The sequence below is a fragment of the Brachybacterium kimchii genome (genome assembly GCF_023373525.1).
GTDB classification, from domain to species: domain Bacteria; phylum Actinomycetota; class Actinomycetes; order Actinomycetales; family Dermabacteraceae; genus Brachybacterium; species Brachybacterium kimchii.
On record NZ_CP097218.1, the window covers coordinates 3,128,996 to 3,152,444 of the forward strand.

Consider the following 23,449-nt stretch of genomic DNA (forward strand, 5'->3'; position numbering starts at 1 on the left):
ATGACGCAGGTGCGGGAGGACAGGGGCGAGGCCGACGGATCGGGCGCCCCGCACGGGGTGATGGCCGCGCTCGCCTGGCTGCCGCGGCTGCTCGCCCTCCACGTGGCCTGGGCGGTGCTGGTGCTGTGCGGCGGCGTGATCGGCGGGATCGCCCCGGCCACCGCGACCCTCGCGGCCGTGCTCCGCGGGGAGGTCCCGGGAGCCGACCCTCTCGAGGGCAAGAGCGGGTTCGGCGGGGCGGCCCGTGCGGTGCTGGGCCGTTTCCGTGCGGAGCTCGGGCCCGCGAACGGTGCGGCCGGTCCGTTCCTCGTGATCGGCCTCGCCGCAGGGGCGAACCTCGCCCTCGGGATCGCCGGGGCGCTGCCGTCGTGGTTCTTCCCGGCGGGCTTCGCGGCCGCGGGCGTCCTCGCGGCGATCAGCGTGCTCGCGCTCTTCCACGCGATCGCCCTGCACGTGCTGCGGCCCGGCGCGCCTGCGCCGATGCTGTGGCGCGGGGCCCTGGCCGGGATCGTGCTGCTGCCGATGGCGACCGTCTCCTGGGCGATCACCCTGGTCGCGGTCGGGATCGTCTCGGGGATCATCCAGCCCGTCGGCCTGCTGCTGGGAGGTGGGATCCTGGTCGCCGTGACCACCCTCGTCCTCGTGCGCTCCTGGCAGTCGCGGCTCGACGCCGCGACGGTGTGATGGCCGACGAACGGGCCGTGCCGTCGGCCGAGCCCTCGTCGGCCCTCCAGCACGAGCCCTCCGCCGAGACCCCGTCGGCCGGATCCCCGCGTCCGCGGAACGTGACGATGCGGGAGATCGCCGCGCGGCTCGGTGTGTCGATCAAGACCGTCTCCAACGTGGTCAACGAGCGCCCCAACGTGGGGTCAGCGACCCGTGAGCGCGTGCAGCAGGCGATCCGCGACCTGAACTACCGCCCGCAGGTGGGCGCGCAGCAGATGCGCACCGGCACCAGCGGGCTCATCACGCTGGCGATCCCGTCGCTCGCGGGCACCTACTTCTCCGAGCTCGCCCAGGCGTTCGCCGACGAGGCCCAGAGGCGCCGCCGCAGCATCATGCTGCACAGCACCGCCGCCGGCCGCGACGAGGAGGCGAGCGTGCTCTCGGGCTTCACCCGGGTCCTCGGCGACGGCGTCGTGTTCAACCCGCTGCTGATCGGCGAGGACGTCATCGCGGGGCTCGGGCGGACCATCCAGCCGACGGTCTTCATCGGCGAGCACCTGGCCGAGGCCGCGCTGCCCGCCGGCAGCGACTACGTGCGCACCGACAACGAGCGCGCGGCGCACGACGCCACGGCGCATCTGCTCGGCCTGGGCCGCCGCCGCATCGCCTACCTCGGGATGCTGCCCACCACGGAGTCGCGCCAGGCCCACTCCACGAGCCGCCTGCGCCTGGGAGGCGTGCGCCGCGCGCTCACCGAGGCGGGAGCACCGGAACCCGTCGTCCCCACGGTCCCCACCTGGAGCCAGGAGGGTGGACTCAGCGCGGGGCGGGAGCTCATGGACAGCCACCCGGAGGTGGACGGGATCGTCTGCGGCAACGACGACCTCGCCCGCGGCGTGCTGCTGGGGCTGCGCATGGCCGGGATCGACGTGCCCGGACAGGTCGCCGTGATCGGCTACGACAACATCCGCGAGGCCGCCTTCACGACCCCGTCGCTGACCACGATCGACCCCGACAAGCAGGCGCTCGCCGCGACCGTCCTGGACCTGCTCATCGAGAGGATCGGCGGGTACGACGGTCCCGCGCGCGTGATCGAGGCGCCCTACCGGCTGGTGGTGCGGGGGAGCGCGGGGTGACGCGAAGGACCGGACCCGTGGGGCACGCGGGACGAGACGGCCGACGGACGACAGCGGCTGGAGCCTGAGCGACGACAGGTCTCGGACGCTCGTGGTCGATCTGACGAGGGGGTTGGGGATGGGCACGAGATCCGCCCCGCTCTTCGGACGGTGCGCGACGTCGTGGCACCGGGCCGTCAGCCCGCCAAGCGGGTCCCGCAGAGGTTCACGAGCTGCGCGTTCGAGGCGGCAGCCGCGCCGTCGGGGAGGACCAGGGTGTCCTCGAGCCCGATGCGGGTGTCCAGGCGCAGTCCACGCGCGATCTCGAACGCGGGCCAGGCGGAGCGCTCCTCGCCGTGCAGGAGGATGCTCGCGGCGGGGCGGGCCGCGCGGATGACGTCGAGGATCGCCCGGGCTTCCCCGGGCGCCTGGTCGCCGGGGATGTCCTGGATCTCGACGAGCACGCGCGTGCAGCGGCCTGCGAGCGGGGACGCTGCCCACCGCTCGGCCGCCTCCTCGGTCCAGATCCCGGCCTCCACGCCGATGCCGCGCGAGAGCAGCAGGTCGGCGGCGTCCTCGGCCCCGTCCTCGTGCCAGTTCACGGAGGCGACGTCGGGCAGCTCCCGCCATCCGCCGATGAGTGCGCAGCGCTCCGCGGGGTCCGGGGCGCTCCACGCACCCGTCGTCACTCCGAGCTCGACGCGCGGGCACGCGCCGCGGAGGACCCGGATCCATCGATCGACGTGCGCGGACACGAGCGAATCACGACCGTCCGGGTCCTTGGGGTGGACGTGGACGGATCCGACGCTCACATGTGCCGCCACCTCACTGACCTGCACGGACGCGGCGACATCGGCCGCGATCACTGACGGATCGGCGGACAGGGCGGGGTGCTCGTCTGGGGTGCGGGCGCCGTTCGGGCAGACCTGGAGAAGCATGCGCACACGCTAGTCGGAGGGGGCGACGGACGAGGCCCTGCGCCGGGTGCTCAGCGGCTCACCGCCGCGAGCCCCGCCCTCACGTCCTCGATGAATGCTTCCGGCGTCTCCAGTGACGGGAAGTGTCCGCCCGATTCCGGCTCGTGCCATCGGACGATGTCCCGGAACCGCTCCTGCGCCCACGGCCGGGGCCAGGTCTCGATGTCGTGGGGGCAGGTGGTGACGGCGGTCGGGACGTCGACGCGCAGGGCGGGATCGAGCGAATCGTGGCTCTCCGCGTAGATGCGGGCGGACGACGCTCCGCTGCGCGTCAGCCAGTACAGCGTCACGTTGTCGAGGAGCCGATCCCGCGAGATCGTCTCGAAGGGGCTGTCCCAGGTGTCGGTCCACGCGGCGAACTTCTCCAGGATCCAGGCGAGGAGACCGGCGGGGGAGTCGACCAGGGAGTAGCCGATCGTCTGGGGGCTGCTCGCCTGCACCTTCGCGTAGGCCGCCCGCCGTGCCCAGAACGTCTGGGAGCGCTCGACCATCGCGCGCTCGCCGGGGGTCAGGGGTTCCGTGCTCAGTCCCGGAGGGGGTTGCGCGACGAGCGTGTGGATCCCGATGACCTGCTGTGGGAACCGCCCGCCGAGGACAGTGGTGATGACGCCGCCCCAGTCGCCGCCGTGCGCGAGGAAGCGCCGGTATCCCAGACGCTCCATGAGCTCGACCCACACGGCGGCGATCTTCTCGATGCCCCAGCCGGTGCCGGCCGGCTTCCCGCTGAAGCCGAAGCCCGGCAGGGACGGAGCGACCACGTGGAACGCGGGGGCGTTCGGGTCGGCCGGCTCGGCGAGGGCGTCGATGACGTCGACGAACTCCGCGATGCTCCCGGGCCAGCCGTGCGTCATGACCAGCGGCGCCGCATCCGGGCGGGAGGAGCGCCGATGCAGGAACGCGATGTCCAGTCCGTCGATCCGGGTCACCAGCTGCCCGATCGCATGGAGGCGCGCCTCGAAGGCCCTCCACTCGTAGCCCGTGCGCCAGTAGGCGATGAGCTCGGTGAGGTCGGCGAGCGGAACGCCCTGAGCCCAGCGCTGCGGACCTCGGCCGGAACGGGGAACGGTCTCCGGCTCGGGAAGCCGCGTCGCTGCGAGGCGAGCCCGGAGGTCCTCCAGGTCGCGCTCGGGGGTCTCGATGGGGAGCTCTCGGATGTCTCGGGTCGTGTCGGTCATGACGTCTCCTGTACGGGGGTGCGGGGCTCTTTCGCTCGAGTGAACCGGCAAAGCCGGTTCCGAACCAGCATAGACAGTTCGCTTCGGCCGGCGCAGGAGCGGCAGGTCATCCGCGTCGACAGTCCCAGGAACGGGCTACGGTGGTTCCATGCCTGCAGACCCTCCCGAATTCCGACTGGGCAACGTGCTCTCGACGAGCTTCACCGGCACGCTCACCGAGCGGAGCGGCGATCCCGTGGAGCGCATCCCCACCCCCGGACGGCTCGTGGAGTGGCTGGCGATCTTCGGACTGGACGTCCCCTCGTGCAGCCAGGTGCAGCTCGAGCGAGCGCGAGAGCTCAGAGAGGCGATCCACGCCGCCGCCACGGCGTCCGCGAGCGGTCGAGCACTGCCCTCATCGGCCGTGGAGCTCATCAACGTGCGCAGCGCCGGCGGCCATGCGTCGACGCGACTCTCCCCGACGGGGGAACGAATGTGGGAGCTGCGTTCGACGCGGGCCCTCGGGGATGCGCTCGGCGTCATCGCCGCCGACGCGATCGACATCATCTCCGGCGCGCGCGACGGCCGCCTCGCGCTGTGCGCGTCACCGACCTGCCGAGCCGCGTTCTTCGACACCAGCCGCAGCCGCACTCGGCGCTGGTGCGACATGAACACCTGCGGGAACAAGGAGAAGAAGGCGCGCTTCAGCGCCCGCCATCCGTGAGCGGCGCGCGAGGCCCGCTCATCCTTGGCGCACCTCACCCGCCCACGTCCCGATCCGCGAAATCTCCGCGGCGAGCTCCGGCGGCTCGATCACCTCGATCGGCAGGCCCAGCCACGCGAGCTGCATCGCGATCCAGGTGAGGTCCCGCGCGCCCGAGCGCAGGATGCACGCGTCCTCCCCGTCGGCCGTGATCGTCCCGGCGAAGGCGGGGATGCGCGGCGCGACCTCGCTCGCCGGGCGCAGGATCCGCACCCGGGCGCCGATCGGGTAGGCGCCCACGCTGATCGACTCGCGCACGTAGGACTCGATGTCGGGGGCGGGGCGGGCGGTGAAGCGGAAGGTGCTCGCACGCACCTCATGCATGCGGTCCAGGCGGAAGGTGCGCCAGTCCTCGCGGTCGAGGTCCCAGGCGAACAGGTACCACCGACCCTGGATCGAGAGCACCCGGTAGGGCTCGAGGCGCCTCGTCGCGCGATGCCCGTCGGCCCGCTCGTAGTCCACGCGCACCTGCACCCCGTCCCGCACGGCCCTGGCGAGCGTGACCAGGGTCGAGGAGAGGATGCCGCCGGCGCCCGTGTGCGCATCCACGACGTGCAGGGCGTCGGTGATCGCCGAGACCTCGGCGCGCACGCTGGGCGGGAGGATCCCGTCGAGCTTCGCGAGCGCGCGCACGGCCTGCTCGCCGAGCCCGTCGATCCCCGACCCGGCTGCGAGCCGCAGGGCGACGGCGATCGCCGTCGCCTCGTCGCCCTCGAGCAGCAGCGGAGGCAGGGCCCGCCCGGCGCCCAGCTGGTAGCCGCCGCCGTGCCCGTTCGAGGCCAGCACCGGGTAGCCCATGTCGCGCAGGCGGTCCACGTCGCGCCGTACGGACCGGGTGGTCACGCCCAGCTCGTCGGCGAGCTCGGGGCCGGTCCACACGGTGCGCGACTGCAGCAGGTTCAGCAGGCGCAGGGTCCTTCGGGTCACGTCGGTCATGGGGAGAGTCTGCCGGAGATCGCGGACAGGAACTGTCCGCTTGGGCGAGGAGCATCGGATCTGCCGGTCGACGGAACCGCCGTCGGCCGATCGATCCGCCTCCGGCGGACATCCCCGTCGGCGCCACCGCGCACCGCACGATCCGAGGAGACCGAGATGCCCTTCCTGACCGCAGATGTGACCGACGAGCGCGACGCCCTCGCGACCTTCGCCTCCCAGCAGATCCGCCAGCTCGGCACGACCCTGCACGGCCTGACGCCCGAGCAGCTCGCCGCGACCCCGAGCGCCTCGACCATGAGCCTCGGCGCCCTGGCCAGGCACGCCCTCTTCGTCACCGAGAACATCCTCGCCGGCATCAGCGAGGCGCCGCAGCCCAGCACCGGCGCCGAGCGCAGCCCCGAGCAGGCGCAGGCCGAGGGCACGATCGACGCCGCGGCGATCCGGGCGGACGACACGGCGCAGGGGCTCATCGACGCCCTCGAGGAGCAGGCCCGCTCCGCCGACTCCCTGCTGCGGAAGGTCGACCTCGACACCGACGTCCCGATCCCCGACGCCCCGTGGTTCACGGGCGCCGAGCACTGGAACAACCGCTGGAGCGCCCTGCACCTCATCGAGGAGCTCGCCCGGCACACCGGGCACGCGGACATCATCCGCGAGAGCATCGACGGCAAGGGCACCTACGAGCTCAACGCCCTCGCCGAGGGCGGCACCTGGCCGCCCGAGGGCTGGTGAGAAGAAGGAGAGCACGATGAACGATCAGCACGTGACCCTGGATCAGCACGGGGACTACGACCAGACCACCACCCGCGGCGCCCTCCTCGCCCAGATCGAGGGGCACTGGGAGGACATCGCCCGGCCCCGCCTGGAGGGGCTCACCGACGAGGAGTACTTCTACGACCCCACGCCCGAGGCCGCCGGTCCGGCCTGGAGCGTGCACCCGCGCAGCGAGGTCCGCTCGGGCACACAGGGCGGCAGCGGCGAGATGGTGATCGACTTCGAGTTCCCCGAGCCCACCCCGCCTCCCTTCACGACGATCGCCTGGCGGCTCGGGCACGTGATCGTGGGCGTGCTCGCCATGCGCAGCCACGGCCACTTCGACGGACCCGAGGTCGACTACTTCAGCTGGGACTACGCGGGCAGCGCGCAGGACGCCCTGGCCCAGCTCGATGCCGAGTACGCGCGCTGGATCACCGGACTGCGCTCCTGGAGCGAGGAGGACTTCTCCCTGCCCTGCGGGCCGTCCGAGGGCCCGTACGCCGACCACCCGCGGGCAGCGATCGTCGCCCACATCAACCGCGAGCTCATCCACCACCTCGCCGAGATCGCGCTGCTGCGCGACCTGTACGCGCACCGGGACTGAGCTCGCGCGCGCGGGCGCGGATGCGGGCCCGGGTGCGGCCTCGGATCAGCGCAGCACGTCCGCGGCCGACGGCGCCGGGATCTCGGCGTCGAAGGGGAGCATCGGCCGGGCGATCCGGCGGTGGCCCAGCCGTAAGAGGTCCTGGTCGACCCCGCCCGGGGTCAGCGCCATCATCCAGTCGGCCGCCGCGGCGTGCTGGTCGGGCTCGAGGTAGCCCATCTTCACGACCACCACGTCGGCCCCGGTCATCGTCAGGCCCAGGCGCGCGAACATCGCCTCGGTCGAGAACTGCGCTCGGCGCGAGGTGACGACGACCTGCAGTCCCGTCGGCCGCTGCTCCGTCGGCTGCCGGCTCGTGGGCCGCGGCTCCGACGATGACTCATCCGCCGTCGGCGCGAGCACCCGCAGCACCGTCGCGACGCCGGTGGCGGGGGAGTCGTCGAGCGCCTCGACCTCGATGTGCAGCGGCACGGGACCGGGATCGCGGGCGTCGATGCGTCCGCCGACGCGCACCTCGCCCCGCCCGCCGACTCCCAGCGAGGCTGCGCGTCCCGCCGTCTCGGGATCGACGATCGACACCAGCAGCGCGGTGACCTCGCCCGCGCGGATCTCGGGGCGTGCGGCGAGCGCGGCGAGGCACCCGGTGGTGTCGTCCGCCCCGCCCGCGCCGGGGTTGTCCCCGGAGTCCGAGATCCAGAACGGCCGCGCGGGAGAGGCGATCGCCGCGTCCAGGCACTCCTCGAAGGATCCCGTCGGGGCGACGAAGACGAAGTCGTGCCGGGCCTCCCAGATCGCGGTCGCGAGCTCGAGGGCGGCGGCGTCGACCGCCGCGCCGTCGGCCCCGAAGGCGAAGACCGCCGCCTGGCAGCGAGGCTCGTCGGCCCAGGCGAAGCCGATCCAGTACGAGACGTCGGTGACGCCCTCGCGCGCGGCGAGCCCCGGGATCCGCGCATACAGCGAGGCCGCGGGCTCGACGCGGGTCGAGGTCATCTCCCCGGGCAGCAGGATCGGCACGTGCACGAGCGCCCGATGGGGCTTCGGGGCCGGGAGTCCGTCGGGCGCGGCCGCGAGCGCGTCCAGCAGGCTGCGCACGGCGCGCTCGCGGGTCTCGGCGACGTCGACGTGCGGAGCCGTGCGGTAGCAGGTGAGCTGGTCGCAGCCCGCGAAGAGGGTCGGCGAGACGTTGCCGTGCAGGTCCATCGAGGTGCCCACGAGCACGTCCTCGCCGATCACCTCGCGGATCGCGGTGATCAGAGCGCCCTCGGCGTCCTCCATGCCGCGCACGCTCATGGCGCCGTGGACGTCGAACCAGAGGGCGTCCAGCGGCGCACCGTCCTCGGATCCGGCGACGAGCTCCGCGAGACCCTCGAGGATCTCCGCGCGCCAGGCCTCGAAGTCCTCGCGGTCCAGCGGCCCGCCGGGGAGGGCCCCGGCGTGCAGCACGCCGTGCCACGCGGCCGCCTCCCGCAGCGGCGAGCCCCAGGCGAGGAACGGGTGGCGCTCGAGCACCGCCTCGCCCCGGCGCACGTCGAAGTCCGCCGCCGTCGACACGTACGGGGTGAAGGTCGAGGACTCGATGTGGATGCCGCAGACCGCGATCCGGGGGAGGGGAGTGCGGGCCTGCGCGGCAGGCGGATGCGCGCTGGAGGCTTCGTGGGGCATCGGTGCTCCGTGATCGTCGTGGGGGCGGGGACGGGCGTGGAGGGGCGGGGTGGACCGGGGCGGGGTGCGGGACGGATCGATCCGCGCGGCGGGCCGCGGGACGGCGGTGACCCCGCGCACGTCGGCGTCCTACGATCCTTCCATGAACGAGCGCCGCGCCCTCCTGCCCCGGGGTCTGATGATCCTCGTCGGCCTCGCGGCGATCTGGCTCGTGCTCGAGGGGATGCAGGAGGTCGCGGGCCTGGTCGTGCCCGTGTTCCTCGCCCTGAACCTGCTGATCGCGGTCCAGCCCCTCGCCCGCGGGATCGAGCGCGTGGGCGCGCCCCGGATCCTCGGCTCGATCGCCGCGATGCTCACCGTGCTCCTCGCGCTCGCCGTCTTCTTCCTCGCGATCGGCTGGTCGATCTCCCAGCTGGTGGGGCAGCTGCCCCGATACGGCACCGAGTTCAACGCGCTGCTGCAGAGCAGCCTGGACCGCCTCGCCGGCTGGGGGGTCGGCCAGGACCAGATCGACCAGTGGCTCTCCGACTTCAACTTCTCGAGCCTCTTCGGGCTGCTGAACCAGGCGCTCAGCTCGCTGGGCGCGCTCGGCGGACTGCTCGCCGCGGCCGTCGCCACCATCATCTTCTTCGGGCTGGACGCGGTGGGCCTGCCCGAACGCCTCGACGTGGTGCGCCGGACCCACCCCCGCGCCCACCACGCACTGCTCGACTTCGCGCACTCCGTGCGGACCTACTGGCTGGTCACCACCGCTTTCGGCGCCGTCGTCGCGGTGATTGACGGGCTCGCCCTGTGGGCGCTCGGCGTGCCGCTGCCCGGGGTCTGGGCCGTGCTGCTGTTCCTGTGCAACTACATCCCGAACATCGGCTTCATCTTCGCGATGATCCCGCCCACGCTCATGGCCCTGCTCGCCCAGGGCCCGTGGACGGCGGTCGCGGTGGTCGCGCTCTGCGTCGCGGTCGCCATGATCCTGCAGGGGCTCGTGCAGCCCCGCGTCACCGGGCACGCCGTGGGCCTCTCCGCGAGCGTCTCGTTCCTCTCGGTGCTGTTCTGGTCCTGGGTGCTCGGCGCCGCCGGCGCCCTGCTGTCGGTGCCGATGACGCTGCTGGTCAAGGAGCTGTTCGTCGACTCCGACCCGCAGGCGCGCTGGCTGAACGCATTCCTCGCCGACTCGCCGAGGGCGGCGGAGGAGTCGCCGGCGGACCGGCTCGCGGCGAGCGGGGCCGACGGGGCGGAGCAGGGCGCGACGACCGGCGGGGCAGAGCGGGACGAGACGACCGACGGGGCGGGACGCGACGAGAGGACCGACGCGGACTGACCCGTCGGCCCCGGATCTCGCTCCGGGGCGGTGTCAGAGAGCGGGGTCCTGCGGGTCGTCGGCCGCGACCCCGAGCTGCCAGGTGACGCCGAAGCGGTCCTGGACCCAGCCGAAGGGGCCGAATCCGTAGTCGTCCAGCGGCATCAGGGCCATGCCGCCGAGCAGGAGCGCGCCGAACACGCGCTCCTGCTCGGCGGCGTCGGCGCAGTCGATCCACAGCGAGACGCCCGGGGTCATGTCCCAGCCGTGCCTGATGAGGGTGTCGCTCAGGCGCAGGCGCTGACCCGCGATGATCTCGATCTCGGCGAGCTGGACGGCCTCCGTCGGATCCTCCAGGGTCTCGAGGCCGGGCGCTCCCTCCGGCCACGGCTCGCGGCTGACCACGCGGCCCTCGTCGAACAGGCTCGTGTACAGGGCGATCGCCTCGGCGGCGTGCTGGCCGCGCGCGGGCTGGAGCGTGAGGAACGGGAGCATGCGGCGCATCGGGGCCTCCGGTGGTGGGATGCGATTCCGGGCGGATCAGATGTCCAGTATGGGCGCTGGGCACCCCGAACCGCCCTCGTCGCCTGCCGTCGTCCGCGGGGTCGCCCGGAGGACAGCACGATGGCCAGGATCTATGACGAGATCGGGCGATTCCTGTCATAGATCCTGGCCATCGTCGTTCCCGCCGCTCACGTCGTTCCCGCCGCTCACGCCGTTCCTGCCGCGCATGCCGTGCGCGGCTGGAGGTACCGGCGGGCCGGGCGGGGGAGCGGGAGCGTGACCGGAGGGCCCGGCGTCAGCGCGCGAGCGCCGACTGCTCGAGGGCGGTCGCGTCCAGGACGGCGCGCGCCCAGGCGGGATCGTCCGTGGTGAGGGTGTCGACGCCGATCTCGGCCGCGAAGACGACCGCGTCCGGGTCGTTGAGGGTCCACGCGTTCAGGGCCATCCCCGCCTCCTGCGCGCGGATCACGTCGTGCTCGCGCAGGTTGGTGAGGGTGAGGCCGAAGGTGCGCGCGCCGATCCGGGTCGCGTACTCCCAGTCGTCCTCCGTGGGCGTCTTCGTGATCAGGCCGATCACCTGTCGCGGCGCGATCTCGCGCATTGTCTCGAGCACCTCGCGCAGGAACGAGATCACCACGACCCGGTCCCTGCCCGATGCCTCGACCAGCGCATGCGACGCCGGGGCGCCGCCGGGCCCCTCGTCGGCCGACGGAGTCCCGTCCGCGACCGACGACGGGGTTCCGTCCGCGAGCGACGACGGGCCCGCGGCGCCCGCCCCGCTCCCGGCCGCGGCGCGGGCGAGCAGCAGACGCGCGACGGGCTCCGCCGCCGCGGGTGCCTTCACCTCGAGTAGGAGCGGGACCTCCGCGTCCGCCGCGAGGTCGAGCACCTCCTCGAGATACGGCACCTTCTGACCCTCGACGATCGAGTCGCCGCCCTTCCCGGCGGACCCGGCGGTCCCGTCGGACCCGGCGGAACCGCCCGCCCCGGCGAGCCCGACGGGCGCCGCCTCGTGCCCGATGCCCTCGCGGCCGCCGCCCACGCGCACATCGGCCAGCTCGGCGGCGGTGAGCTCCGCGATCGCACCCGAGCGGCGGGGCGAGTCCTCCGAGACGGTCCGGTCGATGCGGGCGTCGTGCATGACCACGAGGCGCCCGTCGGCGCTCAGGTGCACGTCGCACTCGAGCACATCGGCGCCGTCGGCGATCGCGCGGTGGAAGGAGATCAGGGTGTTCTCGGGCAGGACGTCCTTCGCGCCGCGGTGCCCGACGATCAGCGGAGGCATCAGCCGAGCACCTTCTCGATGTCCTCGCGGTTGTCGTCCAGGACCTCCTGGAGCTTCGGGGCGAGGGCGTCGAGCACCGGCTTCGCCTCCTTGTTGTCGCCGTAGACCTGGGCCATCGCGGCGGCGATGTCGGTGACCGCGCCCTGGAACCAGTTCGTGCGGTCGGCCGTGTGGGCGTTCTCCAGCTGGTCGAGGGCGACCTTGAAGTTCGGGTCCTCCTTCACGAGGTCCTTGACGATCTTCGTGTCCTTGGCCGTCTTCACGATCGGCACGTAGCCGGTGCCCTTGTGCCACTGCGCGGAGTTCTCCGGCTCGGCGAGGAAGCGGAACAGCTCCGCGCAGGCGTCCTGGCGTTCCTTCGAGTCCGAGCGGACGATCGAGAGCCCGCTGCCGCCGGTGGGCACCTTCGTGGGGGAGTTGACCTGGCCCAGCATGAACGCGGCGCCCACCTCGAAGTCCGCCTCGTCGGTGAAGCCGCGCAGGGAGGCGGTCGAGCCTCGGGTGCCGGCGGAGATCCCGGTCGTGAAGTCCGTGCCGGAGGACTTCGCCATGTACGCGAACTTGTCCTCGTGGATGAACTTGCGCTGCCACTCGAGCCACTCGACGCCCGGGTCCTGGTTGATCGTGACGTCGAAGTCCTTGGAGTTCTGGCCGCCGAACGCCCAGATGTCGGCCTGGCCGAACCACTCATCGGCCGAGCTGAACGTCATCGCGGACATCGGCTTGCCGTCGACCTGGAGCTTCGTGATCTCAGGGGCGAACTCGGCGAGCTCGTCCCAGGTCTTGGGGCCCTCCTCGGGCAGTCCGAGCTTCTTGTACACCGTCTTGTTGTAGTAGTAGAGCGGGTTCGAGCGGGCGAAGGGCACCACGTAGGTGCTGCCGGCGGCCTTGCCCTCGCCCACGTAGTTGGGCAGGTAGACGTCGAGGTTCCAGTCGTCGTCGAAGTAGTCGTCCAGAGGGGCGAGGGCGCTCGAGAAGTAGAACTGCAGCCACTGCATCTCGGGGAAGCAGACGATGTCCGGCACGGCCTTGGCCTGCAGGGACGCCGTGAACTTCTGGTTCAGGTCCGCGTAGGAGCCCTGGGACTCGCTGATCGCGACGATGTCGTCCTGGGACTCGTTGAACTTCGTGAACAGCTTCTGGACCTCGGCGTAGAGGTTCCCGGTGAAGGGCGCCCAGAACAGGATCGCGGTGCGGCCCTTGTACTTCGAGGGGATCTCGAGGTCGGCCTGCGAGAAGCCGTCGCGCACGGGCTCCGAGGCGTCGTCGGAGCCGCCGGGGGCGCCGCAGGCGGCGGCGCCGAGGCCCACGGCCCCCAGGCCGAGGCCCGCCAGGAGGGAGCGCCTGCTGGGAGTGGCCAGGCGACGGGACGGGGTGAGGAGCGAACGGGACATGGCAGAGCCTCCAGGAGTGCGGGGGTGGGTCATGTGCGGATGGGTGCGGTCGGGGACGGACGGGTCACTTGAGCGCCCCGGCGGCCATGCCGCCGATGATGCGGCGCTGGGCCAGGAAGAACAGGAGCAGCATCGGGGCGGCCGCGATGACGGTGCCCGCGAGCAGCGCGCCCCAGTTCGTGTAGCCCTCCTGGCTGCGCAGGAACAGCAGGCCGATGGGCAGGGTGCGCATCGAGGCGGTCGAGGTGACGATCAGCGGCCACACGTACTCGTTCCACTTCCCGACCAGCACGATCAGGGTCGCGGTGAGGATCATCGGCCAGCTCATGGGGACGACGATGAGCACCATCCGGCGCAGGTGCCCGGCGCCGTCGACCTCGGCGGCCTGCATGATCTCGGGGTCGATCGTGCGCATCTGCTGGTAGAGCAGGAACATCGCGAACGCCGATCCGATGCCCGGCAGGATCAGGCCCTGGTAGGTGTTCAGCCAGCCCAGGTTCCCGACGGTGATGTAGTTGACGATCAGGGTGACGTGGCCGGGCAGCATCATCGAGCCGATGAGGAACAGGAAGAGGAAGCGCTTGATCCGGAAGTGCACGAACGCGAAGGCGTAGGCGCACAGGATCGCGTTGAACATCTCCAGCGCCGTGCCCACCGACGTCGTGATCACCGAGTTCACGAGGAACCGGTCGAAGGGAGCGGCGTTCCAGGCGGAGGAGAAGTTGTCCAGGTGCAGTGAGGTGGGGAACCACTTCAGCGGCCAGGAGTAGATGTCGGAGTTCGACTTCACGGCCCCGCTGAACAGCCAGTAGATCGGGACCAGGAACACCAGCAGCGAGGCGATGACGAGGATGGTCAGCACGATCGTCTGCCAGAGCGGCCGACGGACGGCGCCGGCGGTGCGGTCCTCCTGGCGGCTGCGGCCGGGGAGCAGACGGGAGAGCGGGCCCGGGGTGCGCGCGGTGGTGGTCATGACGCGTAGTTCACCTTCTTCTCGCCGAAGCGGACCTGCATGAATGTGAGCACCAGCAGCAGGACCAGCAGCACCGTCGCGGCGGAGGAGGCCTTGCCGATGTCGAACTTCTGGAACGCCTCCTCGTAGATCATCCAGCTGAGGGTGGAGGAGGAGATCCCGGGCCCGCCGTTCGTGAGGATCGAGATCAGGTCGAAGGCCTGCGCCGCCGCGATCACCCCGGTCACCGACAGGAAGAAGGTGATGGGGCTGAGCAGCGGGAGCACCATGTGGCGCAGCATCTTGACGCCGTGGGCGCCGTCCAGGGAGGCCGCCTCGAGGATGTCCTTGGGGAGGTCGAGGATCGCCGTGTAGTAGATGACGGTGACGAAGCCGAGGCGCTGCCAGAGGTAGGCGACGGTGACCGCGGCCAGAGACCAGTCCGAGGTGGTGGTCCACTGCGGGGAGTCCATCCCGACCAGGTTGAACAGGAAGCGCGAGAGGCCGAAGCTCGGGTCGAACATGAACAGCCAGAGCATGCCCACGGCCGCCCCCGGGAGCATGTGCGGGGCGAACGCGAAGGTGCGCACCATCCCGGTGAACGGCACCTTCGTGGCCAGCAGCGTGCCCAGCAGGACTCCGCCCACGAGCGATCCGACCACGGTGACCGTGGTGAACACGAGCGTGTTCAGCATGACCGACCAGAACTCCGGGTCGGTGAACAGGTCGATGTAGTTCTCGAGCCCCACCCATTCGGGCATGGGCGCGACCAGGTCCCAGTCCATGAAGCTCAGGACGATGTTGTAGATCGCGGGCCAGTAGGAGAAGACGAGGATCGCTGCGAGGTTCGGCAGGATCAGCAGGCAGAACAGCAGGCCCTCGCGGATCGTGCGTCGGCGGCGCACGGGGCTCATGGGCCGACGGCGCAGCGGCGGCCGGGACGCGGCCTGCCCGGCGTCGGACCCCGTCTCCCCGGCGTCCGGGGTCGTGGGAGCGGGGGGTGAGAGGACGGCGGACCGACCGGCCGTCGTGGCGGGGACAGCGGCGGAGGAGGACATGCGGGGCTCCTCGGGATCAGGGGACGAAGAGGGGTCTCGACGCGCCTCGCGGATCGCTGCGGAGATGCCCTGGACGGTGCGCGCCGAGCGTCGGCGGGCAGGTCCGGGGACCTGCTCCAGGTGGCTTCCGGAGGCGGGCTCCGGGGCGAGGCGATCTCACCGTAGGAAGGGCCGGCAGGCCGGGCAATGTTCGCGAACGCGGCGTGACGCGGCGGTGGCCTGGACATGGAACGCCAGGTGAGAGCGCTCCCAAAGGCGAGGTGAGGCGGTCGCGGGCCCTGGCGGCGCCCGGTTCGGGGGCCGACGTCGGCCGGGGTTCACGCAGAGTTCCGGAGACGTTGAGGCGAACGCCCCGCGCCCGTCGCGAGCGCTCCGCGGACCGGTTCCGTGGTGTCACCCGGGCGCCATGTGATCGTCGTGGAGCTGTGATGGGGGCCGTGCAGAGTGCCGTCGACCCCTCTCCTCCGGAGGACAGAAGATGCAGCCCTCGCCGTACCAGTCGCAGGACCCCGGACAGCCCGCGCGTCCGTCGGAACAGCCCGCGCACCCGTCGGAATCGTCCTCGTGGGCACCGCCCCCGTCGGCCCCATCCACGCCGGCCCCATCCACGCCGACCCCACCCGCGCCTGCCCCACCCTCGTCGTCCTCGCGCACGGCGGCCGCACCCCCGCGCCCCACCTCGACCATGGACGACGTGGCCCGGCGCGCGGGCGTCTCGCGCTCGACGGTCTCGCGGGTCTTCCAGCCCGGCTCGAGCGTCTCCGACGACGCGAAGATCCGTGTGCACGAGGCCGCGCGGGACCTCGGCTACGTGCCGAACCTGGTCGCGGGCGGGCTCGCCGGCGGGCTCACCCAGCGCACCGTGCTGGGGCTCGTCGTCCGCGACGCCACGAACCCCGCCTACGGACTGCTCATCGGCTCCCTGCAGGCCGCGGCGCAGGAGCGCGGGCGCCACCTCATCAGCGTCTCCGCCTTCCCCCACGAGTACGGCCCCGAGGAGGTCGTGGGGCTACGCCGGCTCGTGGGCATGCGCGTGGCCGGGGCGTTCGTCGCCACCGGCGTCACCCCTCCAGAGGACATCGTCGCCGCGAACGCCGCCGTCCCGGTGATGGTCGTGGGCCGTCCCAACGACGACCCGCGCCTGGAATCCATCAGCTACGACGAGGCCGCCCACGGCCGGATGATGGCCGACCGCATCCTCGCCCTCGGCCACCGCCGGGTGGGACTGCTCGTCGCGCCCGTGCTCTACTCCCGCGTGTTCGAGCTGCGCATGCGCAGCGTGCGGGAGCGGCTGCGCGAGCGCGGCGCGATGGTGCGCGAGATCGACCTGCTGCCCGTGCGGACCGGCGTCGCCGGGGCTCTCGACGTCGCGGCCGGTGAGGACCTGACCTGCATCGTCGCCCCCGTCGACTACGCCGCCCTCGAGCTCTGGCGGGCGGCCCGCACGCGAGGCGTGCGGATCGGGGAGGACGTCCACCTGGTCGGCTTCGACGGCATCAGCGACGGGCTCGACCTGCTGGGCCTCACGACGATCCGCCTGCCCATCGAGCTCGTGGCGCGGGAGGCCGTGGAGCGGATGGTCGAGCTGACCGACGCGAGCGAGCGGGGCGGCCAGGACGGACTCGACGGGGCCGTCGCCTCGGCCCGGCACGTGCTGCGCGTCGGGCGGCTCATGGAAGGGAGCTCCCTCGGGCCCGTGGGGTGACGAGCTGTCCCGGCCGCGGGCGTCATGGGGGCTGCGATGACCAAGAGGGATCTGGCTGACGGCATCGGTGAGTTCGGCGGCACCGTTCCTCTCGCTTTTCCGTGGAATCGAAGTGGCGCATCGGAGTCGCCTATGGGGCGATTTCTCGGATTCGTTCTCCTCGGACGCGATGAAGCATCAGGATGTGCTCATGCGCAGTGCCGCGCATGCAGGGGAGACCTGCTGCAGCCCGTGGAGGAGAACGTCGTGAGCTTTGAGGAAGCGATCGCTGATCTGGCGTCGAAGATCCGTACCCAGTCGTCGTCCATACAGACCGAGGAGGCGACGAAGAACGCGTTCATCATGCCGTTCATATCCCGCGTGCTGGGCTACGACGTCTTCAACCCCCTGGAGGTGGTCCCGGAGTTCACCGCCGACCACGGCACCAAGAAGGGGGAGAAGGTCGACTACGCCATCATGAAGGAGGGCGAGGTCCAGATCCTCATCGAGTGCAAGCGGATCGGGGACGCGCTCGACATCAAGCACGCCTCGCAGCTCTTCCGATATTTTTCGGTGACGAACGCGCGCATCGGTGTGCTCACCAACGGCCAGGTCTTCAACTTCTACACGGACCTCGACGCCTCGAACATCATGGACGAGCGGCCGTTCCTGGTCCTCGACATGCTCGAGATCGATGAGACGACGCTCCCGGAGCTGAAGAAGCTCACGAAGGAGACCTTCAACCTCGACTCGGTGATCAGCTCCGCGGAGGAGCTGAAGTACGTCGGTGCGCTGAAGCGCCAGGTGGCCGAGGAGTTCCGCGACCCCTCGCCCGAGTGGGTCAAGATGCTCATGGGGAGGGTCTCCGATCGGCGCGGGACCGTGGACAACATCCGTCAGTTCACCGAGCTCACCGAGAAGGCGACACGGCAGTTCCTCAAGGAGCAGGTGAATGCGCGCCTCAAGACCGCGCTCGGGGACACCGAGCCCGCAGTCCCGGATGCCGCGGAGACCGAGGCTTCGGGGACGAGCGGGGAGGCTCCCGAGGTCGAAGCGCCCGTCAAGGGCGACGTGGTGACCACCGAGGAGGAGCTCGCGGGATATCAGGTCGTGAAGGCGATCGCCTGCAGCGAGGTGAAGCCGCAGCGGGTGACGCAGCGCGACTCGAAGTCCTACTTCGCCGTCCTCCTCGACGACAACAACCGCCGCACCATCGCCAGGCTCTGGTTCAACGGGAAGAGCACGAAGCACATCGGGCTGTTCGACGAGAACAAGGTCGAGACCCGTCATCGCATCGAGGGCGTCGACGACATCTACGCCCACGCGGAGACGATCCGGGAGACGGTGCGCCGCTTCACGGCGTGACGCCGCTCGATCTCACGGCGGAGGATCGACGAGTCGTGAGGGGGAGCGTGGGAATCTCACGCTTCCCCTCACCGAGCGCATCGATGACTGGTCGGAGGGCACATCCGCACCCGCATCGAAAGGCTCTGCCCCCGCGTCCTCGCGCCCAGAGATTGACGGGCGCCGTCGTCCACGGGCGATGCCTGGCAGGATCGGACGGCACTGCCCCATCGGCGGGCGGAGCCGAAGCATGCTTGGCAGAGGGTTGGCCGACCGCGTCCGATCGTCGGCCCGCCCGCCGAGCCACCTCGTCCCGAGGAGGACCATGACCACCGCACCCGATGCCCCCGTCCTCTCCTTCGAGGACGTCACCTTCCAGCGCTCCGGGAAGCTCATCCTGCCGGGCGTGACCTTCGCGATCGGCCGGGGCGAGCACTGGGTGATGCTGGGTGCGAACGGCGCCGGCAAGAGCACGATCCTCGGTCTCGCCGGTGGGAACGCCCACCCCACGAGCGGCACCGTCGGCATCCTCGGCGACCAGGTGGGCCGCGTCGAACTGCGGGCGCTGCGCGAGCGCATCGGGCACGTCGACCCGCGCCACCTGGTGCGCTCGCCGCTCACGATCGAGGAGGTCGTGCTCACGGGCTTCACCGGCACCGCCGAGAGGATGATGCGCTGGGTCCCGGAGCCGGCGCAGGTCGACCGGGCCCGCGAGCTCATGGACATGCTGGGACTGGGGGCCAAGCGCGAGTCGACCTGGCCCACGCTCTCCCAGGGCGAGCGCGGCCGCGCCCTCATCGCCAGGGCCCTCGTCACCGACCCCGAGCTGCTGCTCCTGGACGAGCCGACGACGGGCCTGGACGTCGCCGCCCGCGAACAGCTCATGGAGACCCTCGAGGTGCTCCCCATCACCCACCCGGGACTCACATCACTGCTGGTCACCCATCATCTCGAGGAGATCCCGACGACCGTCACCCATGCGCTGCTGCTGCGCGACGGCGTCCCCAGCGCGCACGGCCCGATCCGGGACGTGCTCACCACCGAGGCCGTCTCCGCGGCCTTCGACCATCCGATCGCGGTGCGCCACGAGGACGGCCGCTGGAGCGCACGCTCGATCCGCAGGTGATCCCGTCTCGCAGGTCACGAGGACGAGGGGCGCGGCACGACGAGCGGCCGGCCCGTGGTGGGATCCTCGATGACCACGGACGGCAGGTCGAACACCTCCTCGACGAGACGCGGGGTGATGACCTCCTGCGGGGGCCCCTCGGCGACGATCCGACCGTCGCGCATGGCGATGATGTGGGTGGCGAAGCGGCACGCGTGGTTGAGGTCGTGGAGCACCGCGACGACGGTGCGCCCCTGCGCGTTGAGCCGGGCGCAGAGCTCGAGCACGCCGATCTGGTGCGCGATGTCGAGGTACGTGGTCGGCTCGTCGAGCAGCAGGAGGTCGGTCTCCTGCGCGAGGACCATGGCGATCCAGGCCCGCTGGCGCTGCCCGCCGGAGAGCTCGTCCACGAGGCGCGTCGCAAGGTCCCGCGTGCTCGTCGCCGCGAGGGCGGCGGCCACGGCCGCGCGGTCCTCCGGCGTGTTGCGGGAGAAGGTGCCGCGATGGGGGAACCTGCCGCGTGCCACGAGGTCGGCGACGCGGATGCCGTCGGGCGCGATCGAGGTCTGCGGGAGCAGGCCGAGCCGCGTGGCGACCGCGCGGGGCGACATCGAGCGGATGTCCTTCCCGTCCAGGACGATGTGCCCGGAGCTGGGCTTGAGCAGGCGCGACATGGACCGCAGGAGCGTGGACTTCCCGCAGGCGTTCGGGCCGATGATCACCGTGAAGGAGTCATCGGGGATCTGCACGTCGAGGGTTTCGATGACCGTGCGCTCGCCGTAGCCGATGCTCGCCCCGCGCGCGGCGAGCCGCGAGGGCGCGGCCGCGGATGCGGCGTGCGCCGGCGGGAGGGTGTCGAGCTCCGCCGCGCTCGTCGTGCTCGTCGTGCCTGTCAGTCCGGCGTTCATCGCAGGTGCTTCCTTCCTTCGGAGATGAGCAGCCACACGAGGTAGATGCCGCCGACGCACACGGTGACGACGCCGACGGGCAGGGGGCTGGTCGGGTTGATGCGCTGCGCGACGTAGTCGCTGACGAGCAGCAGCAGGGAGCCCATGAGCGCCGCCGGCGCGATGCCCATGCCGTGCGAGCGCGTGAGGCGCTTGGCGATCTGCGGGGCGGCGAGGGCGACGAAGGAGATCGGCCCCGCGACCGCGGAGACCAGGGCCACCGCCGTGATGCCCGTGAGCATCAGCGCGAGCCGGGTCGCCTCCGCCCGCACTCCCAGGGCGGACGCCGACTCGTCGCCCATCTCCAGGATGTGCATGCGCTCGGCGAGCACGACGCAGGCGGCGCAGAGGACGATCACCGTGATGACCGTGGGCCGCATCTGCTCCCACGAGACGCCGTTGAGCGATCCGGCGCCCCACACCGCGACGCGCATGGCGTCCTCGATCTCCGCGTGCAGCACCAGCCAGGTGTTGACCGCGGAGAGCATGGCGGAGACGCCGATGCCCACGACGATCAGGCGGAACCCCTGGATGCCGCGTCGGCCGGCGCCCCTCGTGATGGACAGCAGGTAGACGACGAGGGCCGTGGCGGTGCCGCCGATCAGCGCGCCGGCGGCCGTCCCCAGGTACGAGCCGCCCAGCAGCAGGATCACGACGAGGGCGCCCGTGTACGCGCCGGTCCCGAAGCCGATCACGTCGGGGCTGCCCAGCGGATTGCGCGTCAGGGACTGGAAGATCGCGCCCCCGATGCCGAGCGCGGCCCCGAGCAGCAGCGCCATCAGGCCGCGCGGCAGTCGCCATTGCTGGACCACCAGGACCGTGCCTCCGTCTCCGGCGCCGAACAGGGCCGGTACCACCTGCCGCACGGGGATCGTGAGATCGCCCGTGCTGACGGCGAGGATCAGCATCGCCATGCAGGCGATCAGGATCGCCAGGCACACGCCGAGCGTGCGCAGCGTGAGGGGGAGATGCCCTCGTCGGAGGGTGGGGAGCCGGATGGCTCGTGGCGCCCGCGGGCCGGCCTGCGGAGCGGGGGAGGCGCTCGAGGCGGGGGCCTCGGCGGTGCTGCGGACGGTCACAGGGTCGACACCGCCTTGGAGCGCACCATGGCGATCAGCACGGGGGCGCCGAGGAACGCGGTGACCACGCCGACGGGGAGCCCGCCGGGTGCGGCGATCCGCGCGACCACGTCGGCCGCGAGCAGCAGCACCGGTCCGCCGAGGGCCGACAGGGCCAGGATCCACCCCTGGTTGGGGCCCGTCGCCCAGCGCACCACGTGGGGCACCATCAGTCCCACGAAGCCGATCGGGCCCGCGATCGCGGTCGCCGCCCCGCAGCACAGGGTGATGCCCAGGATGCCGATCGCGCGCGCCCGTCTGAGCCGCACCCCGAGGGTCGCGGCCAGGTCGTCGCCGAGGGCGATCGCGTTGAGGGAGCGCGCGGTCATCAGCGCCGCCAGCAGGCCGACGACGATGAACGGCACGGCCCGCAGGGACGGACCCAGGCCGCGCACGGACAGGGAGCCCGCCGCCCATGAGCGCATGGCATCGAAGGCGGCGGGATCGAGCAGCGTGATCGCGGTGGTGAATCCCGAGGCGACGGCCGCGAAGGCCACCCCGGAGAGCGTCAGCCGCACGGGATCACCGCCGCTGCGCCCGGCCGCACCGATGGCGAGCACCGCCACGGTCGCGATGAGCGCGCCGACGAGCGCGAGCCAGAGCTGGCCGGCCATCCCGGCGATGCCGAGCAGCGAGGTCCCGGCGGCGACGGCGAGCGCGGAGCCCGCGTTCACGCCGAGGATCCCGGGGTCCGCCAGGGGGTTGCGCGTCAGCGACTGCACGAGGGCCCCGGCGACGGCCATGGCCGCGCCGACGACGAGCCCGCCGAGCGTCCGCGGGACCCGAGAGCCCCACACCACGCGCCCGTCGATCGTGGACTCGTCGTGCTCCACGAGTGCGCGCAGCACCGTGCCGGGCGGGATCTGCCGGTCCCCGATGCACAGGCTCGCCAGGATCGCGAGCGCGAGCAGCAGCACGAGGCCCACGGCGAGCACGATCCGGCCCGCGCCGCCCACCCGGACCGGTTCATCGGTCTCGATGCCCGGGAGCGCGGTCGCGTCCGCCGGCTCCTGGGCTGCGGCAGCCTCGGACGGCGCCGATCCGTCCGAGGGTGTGGCCTGACCTCCGGGGACGGCCCGTCCCCGGGGCGGGGCCACGCCGGCGGAGGGGGTCACTTGACGACGTCCTCGGCCTTCTCCAGCACCTCTGCGAGGTCGTTCAGCCACGTCGTCTGCACGGTGTAGGAGTACGCGCGCTTGTCGTCCCAGCTGCCCACCTGGTCGGCCTCGACGGCGGGGAGCGAGGTCCACAGGGAGTTCTCCTCGTAGCCGCTCGACGTCTCGGCGAGGAGGATGACGTCGGCGTCGTAGTCGCTGATCTTCTCCCAGCTCGACGTGGCCCAGGCGCTGTCCTTCGGGGCCTCGGGGCCCACGAGGTTCAGCCCCAGGTCGGCGAGCATGGTCGTGACGCCGAGGGTGTCGCTCGTATAGATCTCGTCCCCGGCGATGTTCAGGGCCATCACCGTCAGCCAGTCCTTCTTCTCCTCGGCGACGGCCCTCACGCGCTCCACGGCCGTGTCGAAGTCCTTCTTGGCCTGCTTCTGCTCCGCGGTCTCGACATCGGCGCCGAGCGCCTTCGCGATGCCGGTGTAGCGGTCGATCATCTCCTGGGGCGTCCCGCTCATGCGGACGGGGAGGTAGGGCGCGACCTCGGCGACCTGAGTGGTCACCTTCTCGTCCCACCAGGTCCAGCCGTCGCCCTTCTCGTTGCCGACCCCGATGACGAGGTCCGGGGTCGCGGCCGCGAGCTTCTCGAGGCTGAACTCGGCGTCGAGGCCGATGATGTTCTCCTTCTCGAGGTCGAGGTCCCCCTGACCGCCGGCGCCCTTGCCGAAGCCGAACACTCCCGCGAAGGTGATCCCGAAGGGCTGCAGGGCTGCGGCCGAGTAGATGTCGGCGACGATCTTCTGCGGCTTCTGGTCGAGCTCGACGGTCAGACCGTCGTACCCCTCCGGCGTGTACGAGAAGGACCCGGAGCCTGCGTCACCGCCGCCGTCGCTCGTCGTCGTGCCGGAATCGGATCCCGCGGACGAGCAGCTGGCGAGGGCGAGGAGGCCCGGGACGGTGAGAGCGAGGAAGCCACGACGGCGCATACGAAGACTCCTGGGGACGGACGCCCGGCGGCTGAG

22 protein-coding genes are annotated in these 23,449 nt (G+C 71.8%); 9 read left to right on the forward strand and 13 right to left on the reverse strand.

The window, feature by feature from the left end; translation table 11 throughout:
* Positions 1-684: a DUF624 domain-containing protein gene (locus M4486_RS14320; RefSeq protein ID WP_249477906.1), complete on the forward strand. Its 684-nt coding sequence runs from the start codon at positions 1-3 to the stop codon at positions 682-684.
* A complete protein-coding gene (locus M4486_RS14325; RefSeq protein WP_249477907.1) occupies positions 684-1,802 on the forward strand; it encodes a LacI family DNA-binding transcriptional regulator in 1,119 nt (372 codons plus the stop codon). The genes M4486_RS14320 and M4486_RS14325 overlap by 1 nt, the downstream gene beginning before the upstream one ends.
* Positions 1,803-1,978: 176 nt before the next feature.
* Here the strand turns inward: M4486_RS14325 and M4486_RS14330 are convergent, their stop codons facing one another.
* Together M4486_RS14330 and M4486_RS14335 are read right to left on the reverse strand one after the other, a co-directional pair.
* Complete coding sequence (locus tag M4486_RS14330; protein WP_249477908.1) at positions 1,979-2,719, reverse strand: 3-keto-5-aminohexanoate cleavage protein; 741 nt, start codon at positions 2,717-2,719, stop codon at positions 1,979-1,981.
* Between the two features lie 50 nt (positions 2,720-2,769).
* Entirely contained in the window at positions 2,770-3,933 is a 1,164-nt protein-coding gene (locus tag M4486_RS14335) for an epoxide hydrolase family protein (protein WP_249477909.1), read from the reverse strand.
* Positions 3,934-4,081: 148 nt separating this feature from the next.
* On the opposite strand from M4486_RS14335, the gene M4486_RS14340 reads away from it, so the two are divergent.
* Positions 4,082-4,636 carry a CGNR zinc finger domain-containing protein gene (locus M4486_RS14340; RefSeq protein WP_249477910.1) on the forward strand — a complete coding sequence of 185 codons (555 nt, stop codon included), beginning with the start codon at positions 4,082-4,084 and terminating at the stop codon, positions 4,634-4,636.
* 18 nt (positions 4,637-4,654) lie between these two features.
* Here the strand turns inward: M4486_RS14340 and M4486_RS14345 are convergent, their stop codons facing one another.
* Positions 4,655-5,611: a helix-turn-helix transcriptional regulator gene (locus tag M4486_RS14345; protein WP_249477911.1), complete on the reverse strand. Its 957-nt coding sequence runs from the start codon at positions 5,609-5,611 to the stop codon at positions 4,655-4,657.
* 156 nt (positions 5,612-5,767) lie between these two features.
* On the opposite strand from M4486_RS14345, the gene M4486_RS14350 reads away from it, so the two are divergent.
* Positions 5,768-6,343, forward strand: a complete 576-nt coding sequence (locus tag M4486_RS14350; protein ID WP_249477912.1) for a mycothiol transferase — start codon at positions 5,768-5,770, stop codon at positions 6,341-6,343.
* A 16-nt stretch (positions 6,344-6,359) separates the two neighbouring features.
* On the forward strand, positions 6,360-6,971 hold the full coding sequence (locus M4486_RS14355; RefSeq protein WP_249477913.1) for a DinB family protein: 612 nt from the start codon (positions 6,360-6,362) through the stop codon (positions 6,969-6,971).
* Positions 6,972-7,016: 45 nt separating this feature from the next.
* On the opposite strand, the gene M4486_RS14360 is transcribed toward M4486_RS14355, so the two are convergent.
* Complete coding sequence (locus tag M4486_RS14360; RefSeq protein WP_249477914.1) at positions 7,017-8,633, reverse strand: M81 family metallopeptidase; 1,617 nt, start codon at positions 8,631-8,633, stop codon at positions 7,017-7,019.
* Positions 8,634-8,775: 142 nt separating this feature from the next.
* Between M4486_RS14360 and M4486_RS14365 the strand changes: the two genes are divergently transcribed.
* Positions 8,776-9,951: an AI-2E family transporter gene (locus tag M4486_RS14365; protein WP_249477915.1), complete on the forward strand. Its 1,176-nt coding sequence runs from the start codon at positions 8,776-8,778 to the stop codon at positions 9,949-9,951.
* A 33-nt stretch (positions 9,952-9,984) separates the two neighbouring features.
* On the opposite strand, the gene M4486_RS14370 is transcribed toward M4486_RS14365, so the two are convergent.
* The 5 genes from M4486_RS14370 to M4486_RS14390 form a co-directional block, all read right to left on the reverse strand.
* The gene (locus tag M4486_RS14370) at positions 9,985-10,434 is read right to left on the reverse strand and encodes a VOC family protein (RefSeq protein ID WP_249477916.1); all 450 of its coding nucleotides are present in this window, start codon (positions 10,432-10,434) and stop codon (positions 9,985-9,987) included.
* A gap of 295 nt (positions 10,435-10,729) precedes the next feature.
* Complete coding sequence (locus M4486_RS14375; protein ID WP_249477917.1) at positions 10,730-11,719, reverse strand: glycerophosphodiester phosphodiesterase; 990 nt, start codon at positions 11,717-11,719, stop codon at positions 10,730-10,732.
* Positions 11,719-13,113, reverse strand: a complete 1,395-nt coding sequence (locus tag M4486_RS14380; RefSeq protein ID WP_249477918.1) for an ABC transporter substrate-binding protein — start codon at positions 13,111-13,113, stop codon at positions 11,719-11,721. The genes M4486_RS14375 and M4486_RS14380 overlap by 1 nt, the downstream gene beginning before the upstream one ends.
* A gap of 64 nt (positions 13,114-13,177) precedes the next feature.
* Entirely contained in the window at positions 13,178-14,086 is a 909-nt protein-coding gene (locus M4486_RS14385; RefSeq protein ID WP_249477919.1) for a carbohydrate ABC transporter permease, read from the reverse strand.
* Entirely contained in the window at positions 14,083-15,123 is a 1,041-nt protein-coding gene (locus M4486_RS14390) for a carbohydrate ABC transporter permease (RefSeq protein WP_283257932.1), read from the reverse strand. The genes M4486_RS14385 and M4486_RS14390 overlap by 4 nt, the downstream gene beginning before the upstream one ends.
* 685 nt (positions 15,124-15,808) lie before the next feature.
* Here M4486_RS14390 and M4486_RS14395 point away from each other — a divergent pair.
* The 3 genes from M4486_RS14395 (at position 15,809) to M4486_RS14405 (ending at position 19,277) form a co-directional block, all read left to right on the forward strand.
* Positions 15,809-16,828: a LacI family DNA-binding transcriptional regulator gene (locus M4486_RS14395; protein WP_249477920.1), complete on the forward strand. Its 1,020-nt coding sequence runs from the start codon at positions 15,809-15,811 to the stop codon at positions 16,826-16,828.
* Positions 16,829-17,074: 246 nt separating this feature from the next.
* Positions 17,075-18,172 carry a type I restriction endonuclease gene (locus tag M4486_RS14400; RefSeq protein ID WP_249477921.1) on the forward strand — a complete coding sequence of 366 codons (1,098 nt, stop codon included), beginning with the start codon at positions 17,075-17,077 and terminating at the stop codon, positions 18,170-18,172.
* A gap of 304 nt (positions 18,173-18,476) precedes the next feature.
* Positions 18,477-19,277: an ABC transporter ATP-binding protein gene (locus tag M4486_RS14405; protein WP_249477922.1), complete on the forward strand. Its 801-nt coding sequence runs from the start codon at positions 18,477-18,479 to the stop codon at positions 19,275-19,277.
* A 14-nt stretch (positions 19,278-19,291) separates the two neighbouring features.
* On the opposite strand, the gene M4486_RS14410 is transcribed toward M4486_RS14405, so the two are convergent.
* Genes M4486_RS14410 through M4486_RS14425 form a run of 4 tightly spaced genes read right to left on the reverse strand, consistent with a single transcriptional unit; the run spans position 19,292 to position 23,413 of the window.
* Complete coding sequence (locus M4486_RS14410; RefSeq protein WP_249477923.1) at positions 19,292-20,164, reverse strand: ABC transporter ATP-binding protein; 873 nt, start codon at positions 20,162-20,164, stop codon at positions 19,292-19,294.
* Positions 20,161-21,282, reverse strand: coding sequence for a FecCD family ABC transporter permease (locus tag M4486_RS14415; protein ID WP_249477924.1), 1,122 nt, complete (start codon positions 21,280-21,282; stop codon positions 20,161-20,163). The genes M4486_RS14410 and M4486_RS14415 overlap by 4 nt, the downstream gene beginning before the upstream one ends.
* Positions 21,279-22,436 carry a FecCD family ABC transporter permease gene (locus M4486_RS14420; RefSeq protein WP_249477925.1) on the reverse strand — a complete coding sequence of 386 codons (1,158 nt, stop codon included), beginning with the start codon at positions 22,434-22,436 and terminating at the stop codon, positions 21,279-21,281. The genes M4486_RS14415 and M4486_RS14420 overlap by 4 nt, the downstream gene beginning before the upstream one ends.
* Complete coding sequence (locus tag M4486_RS14425; RefSeq protein WP_249477926.1) at positions 22,433-23,413, reverse strand: ABC transporter substrate-binding protein; 981 nt, start codon at positions 23,411-23,413, stop codon at positions 22,433-22,435. The genes M4486_RS14420 and M4486_RS14425 overlap by 4 nt, the downstream gene beginning before the upstream one ends.
* Between the last annotated feature and the right edge of the window lie 36 nt (positions 23,414-23,449).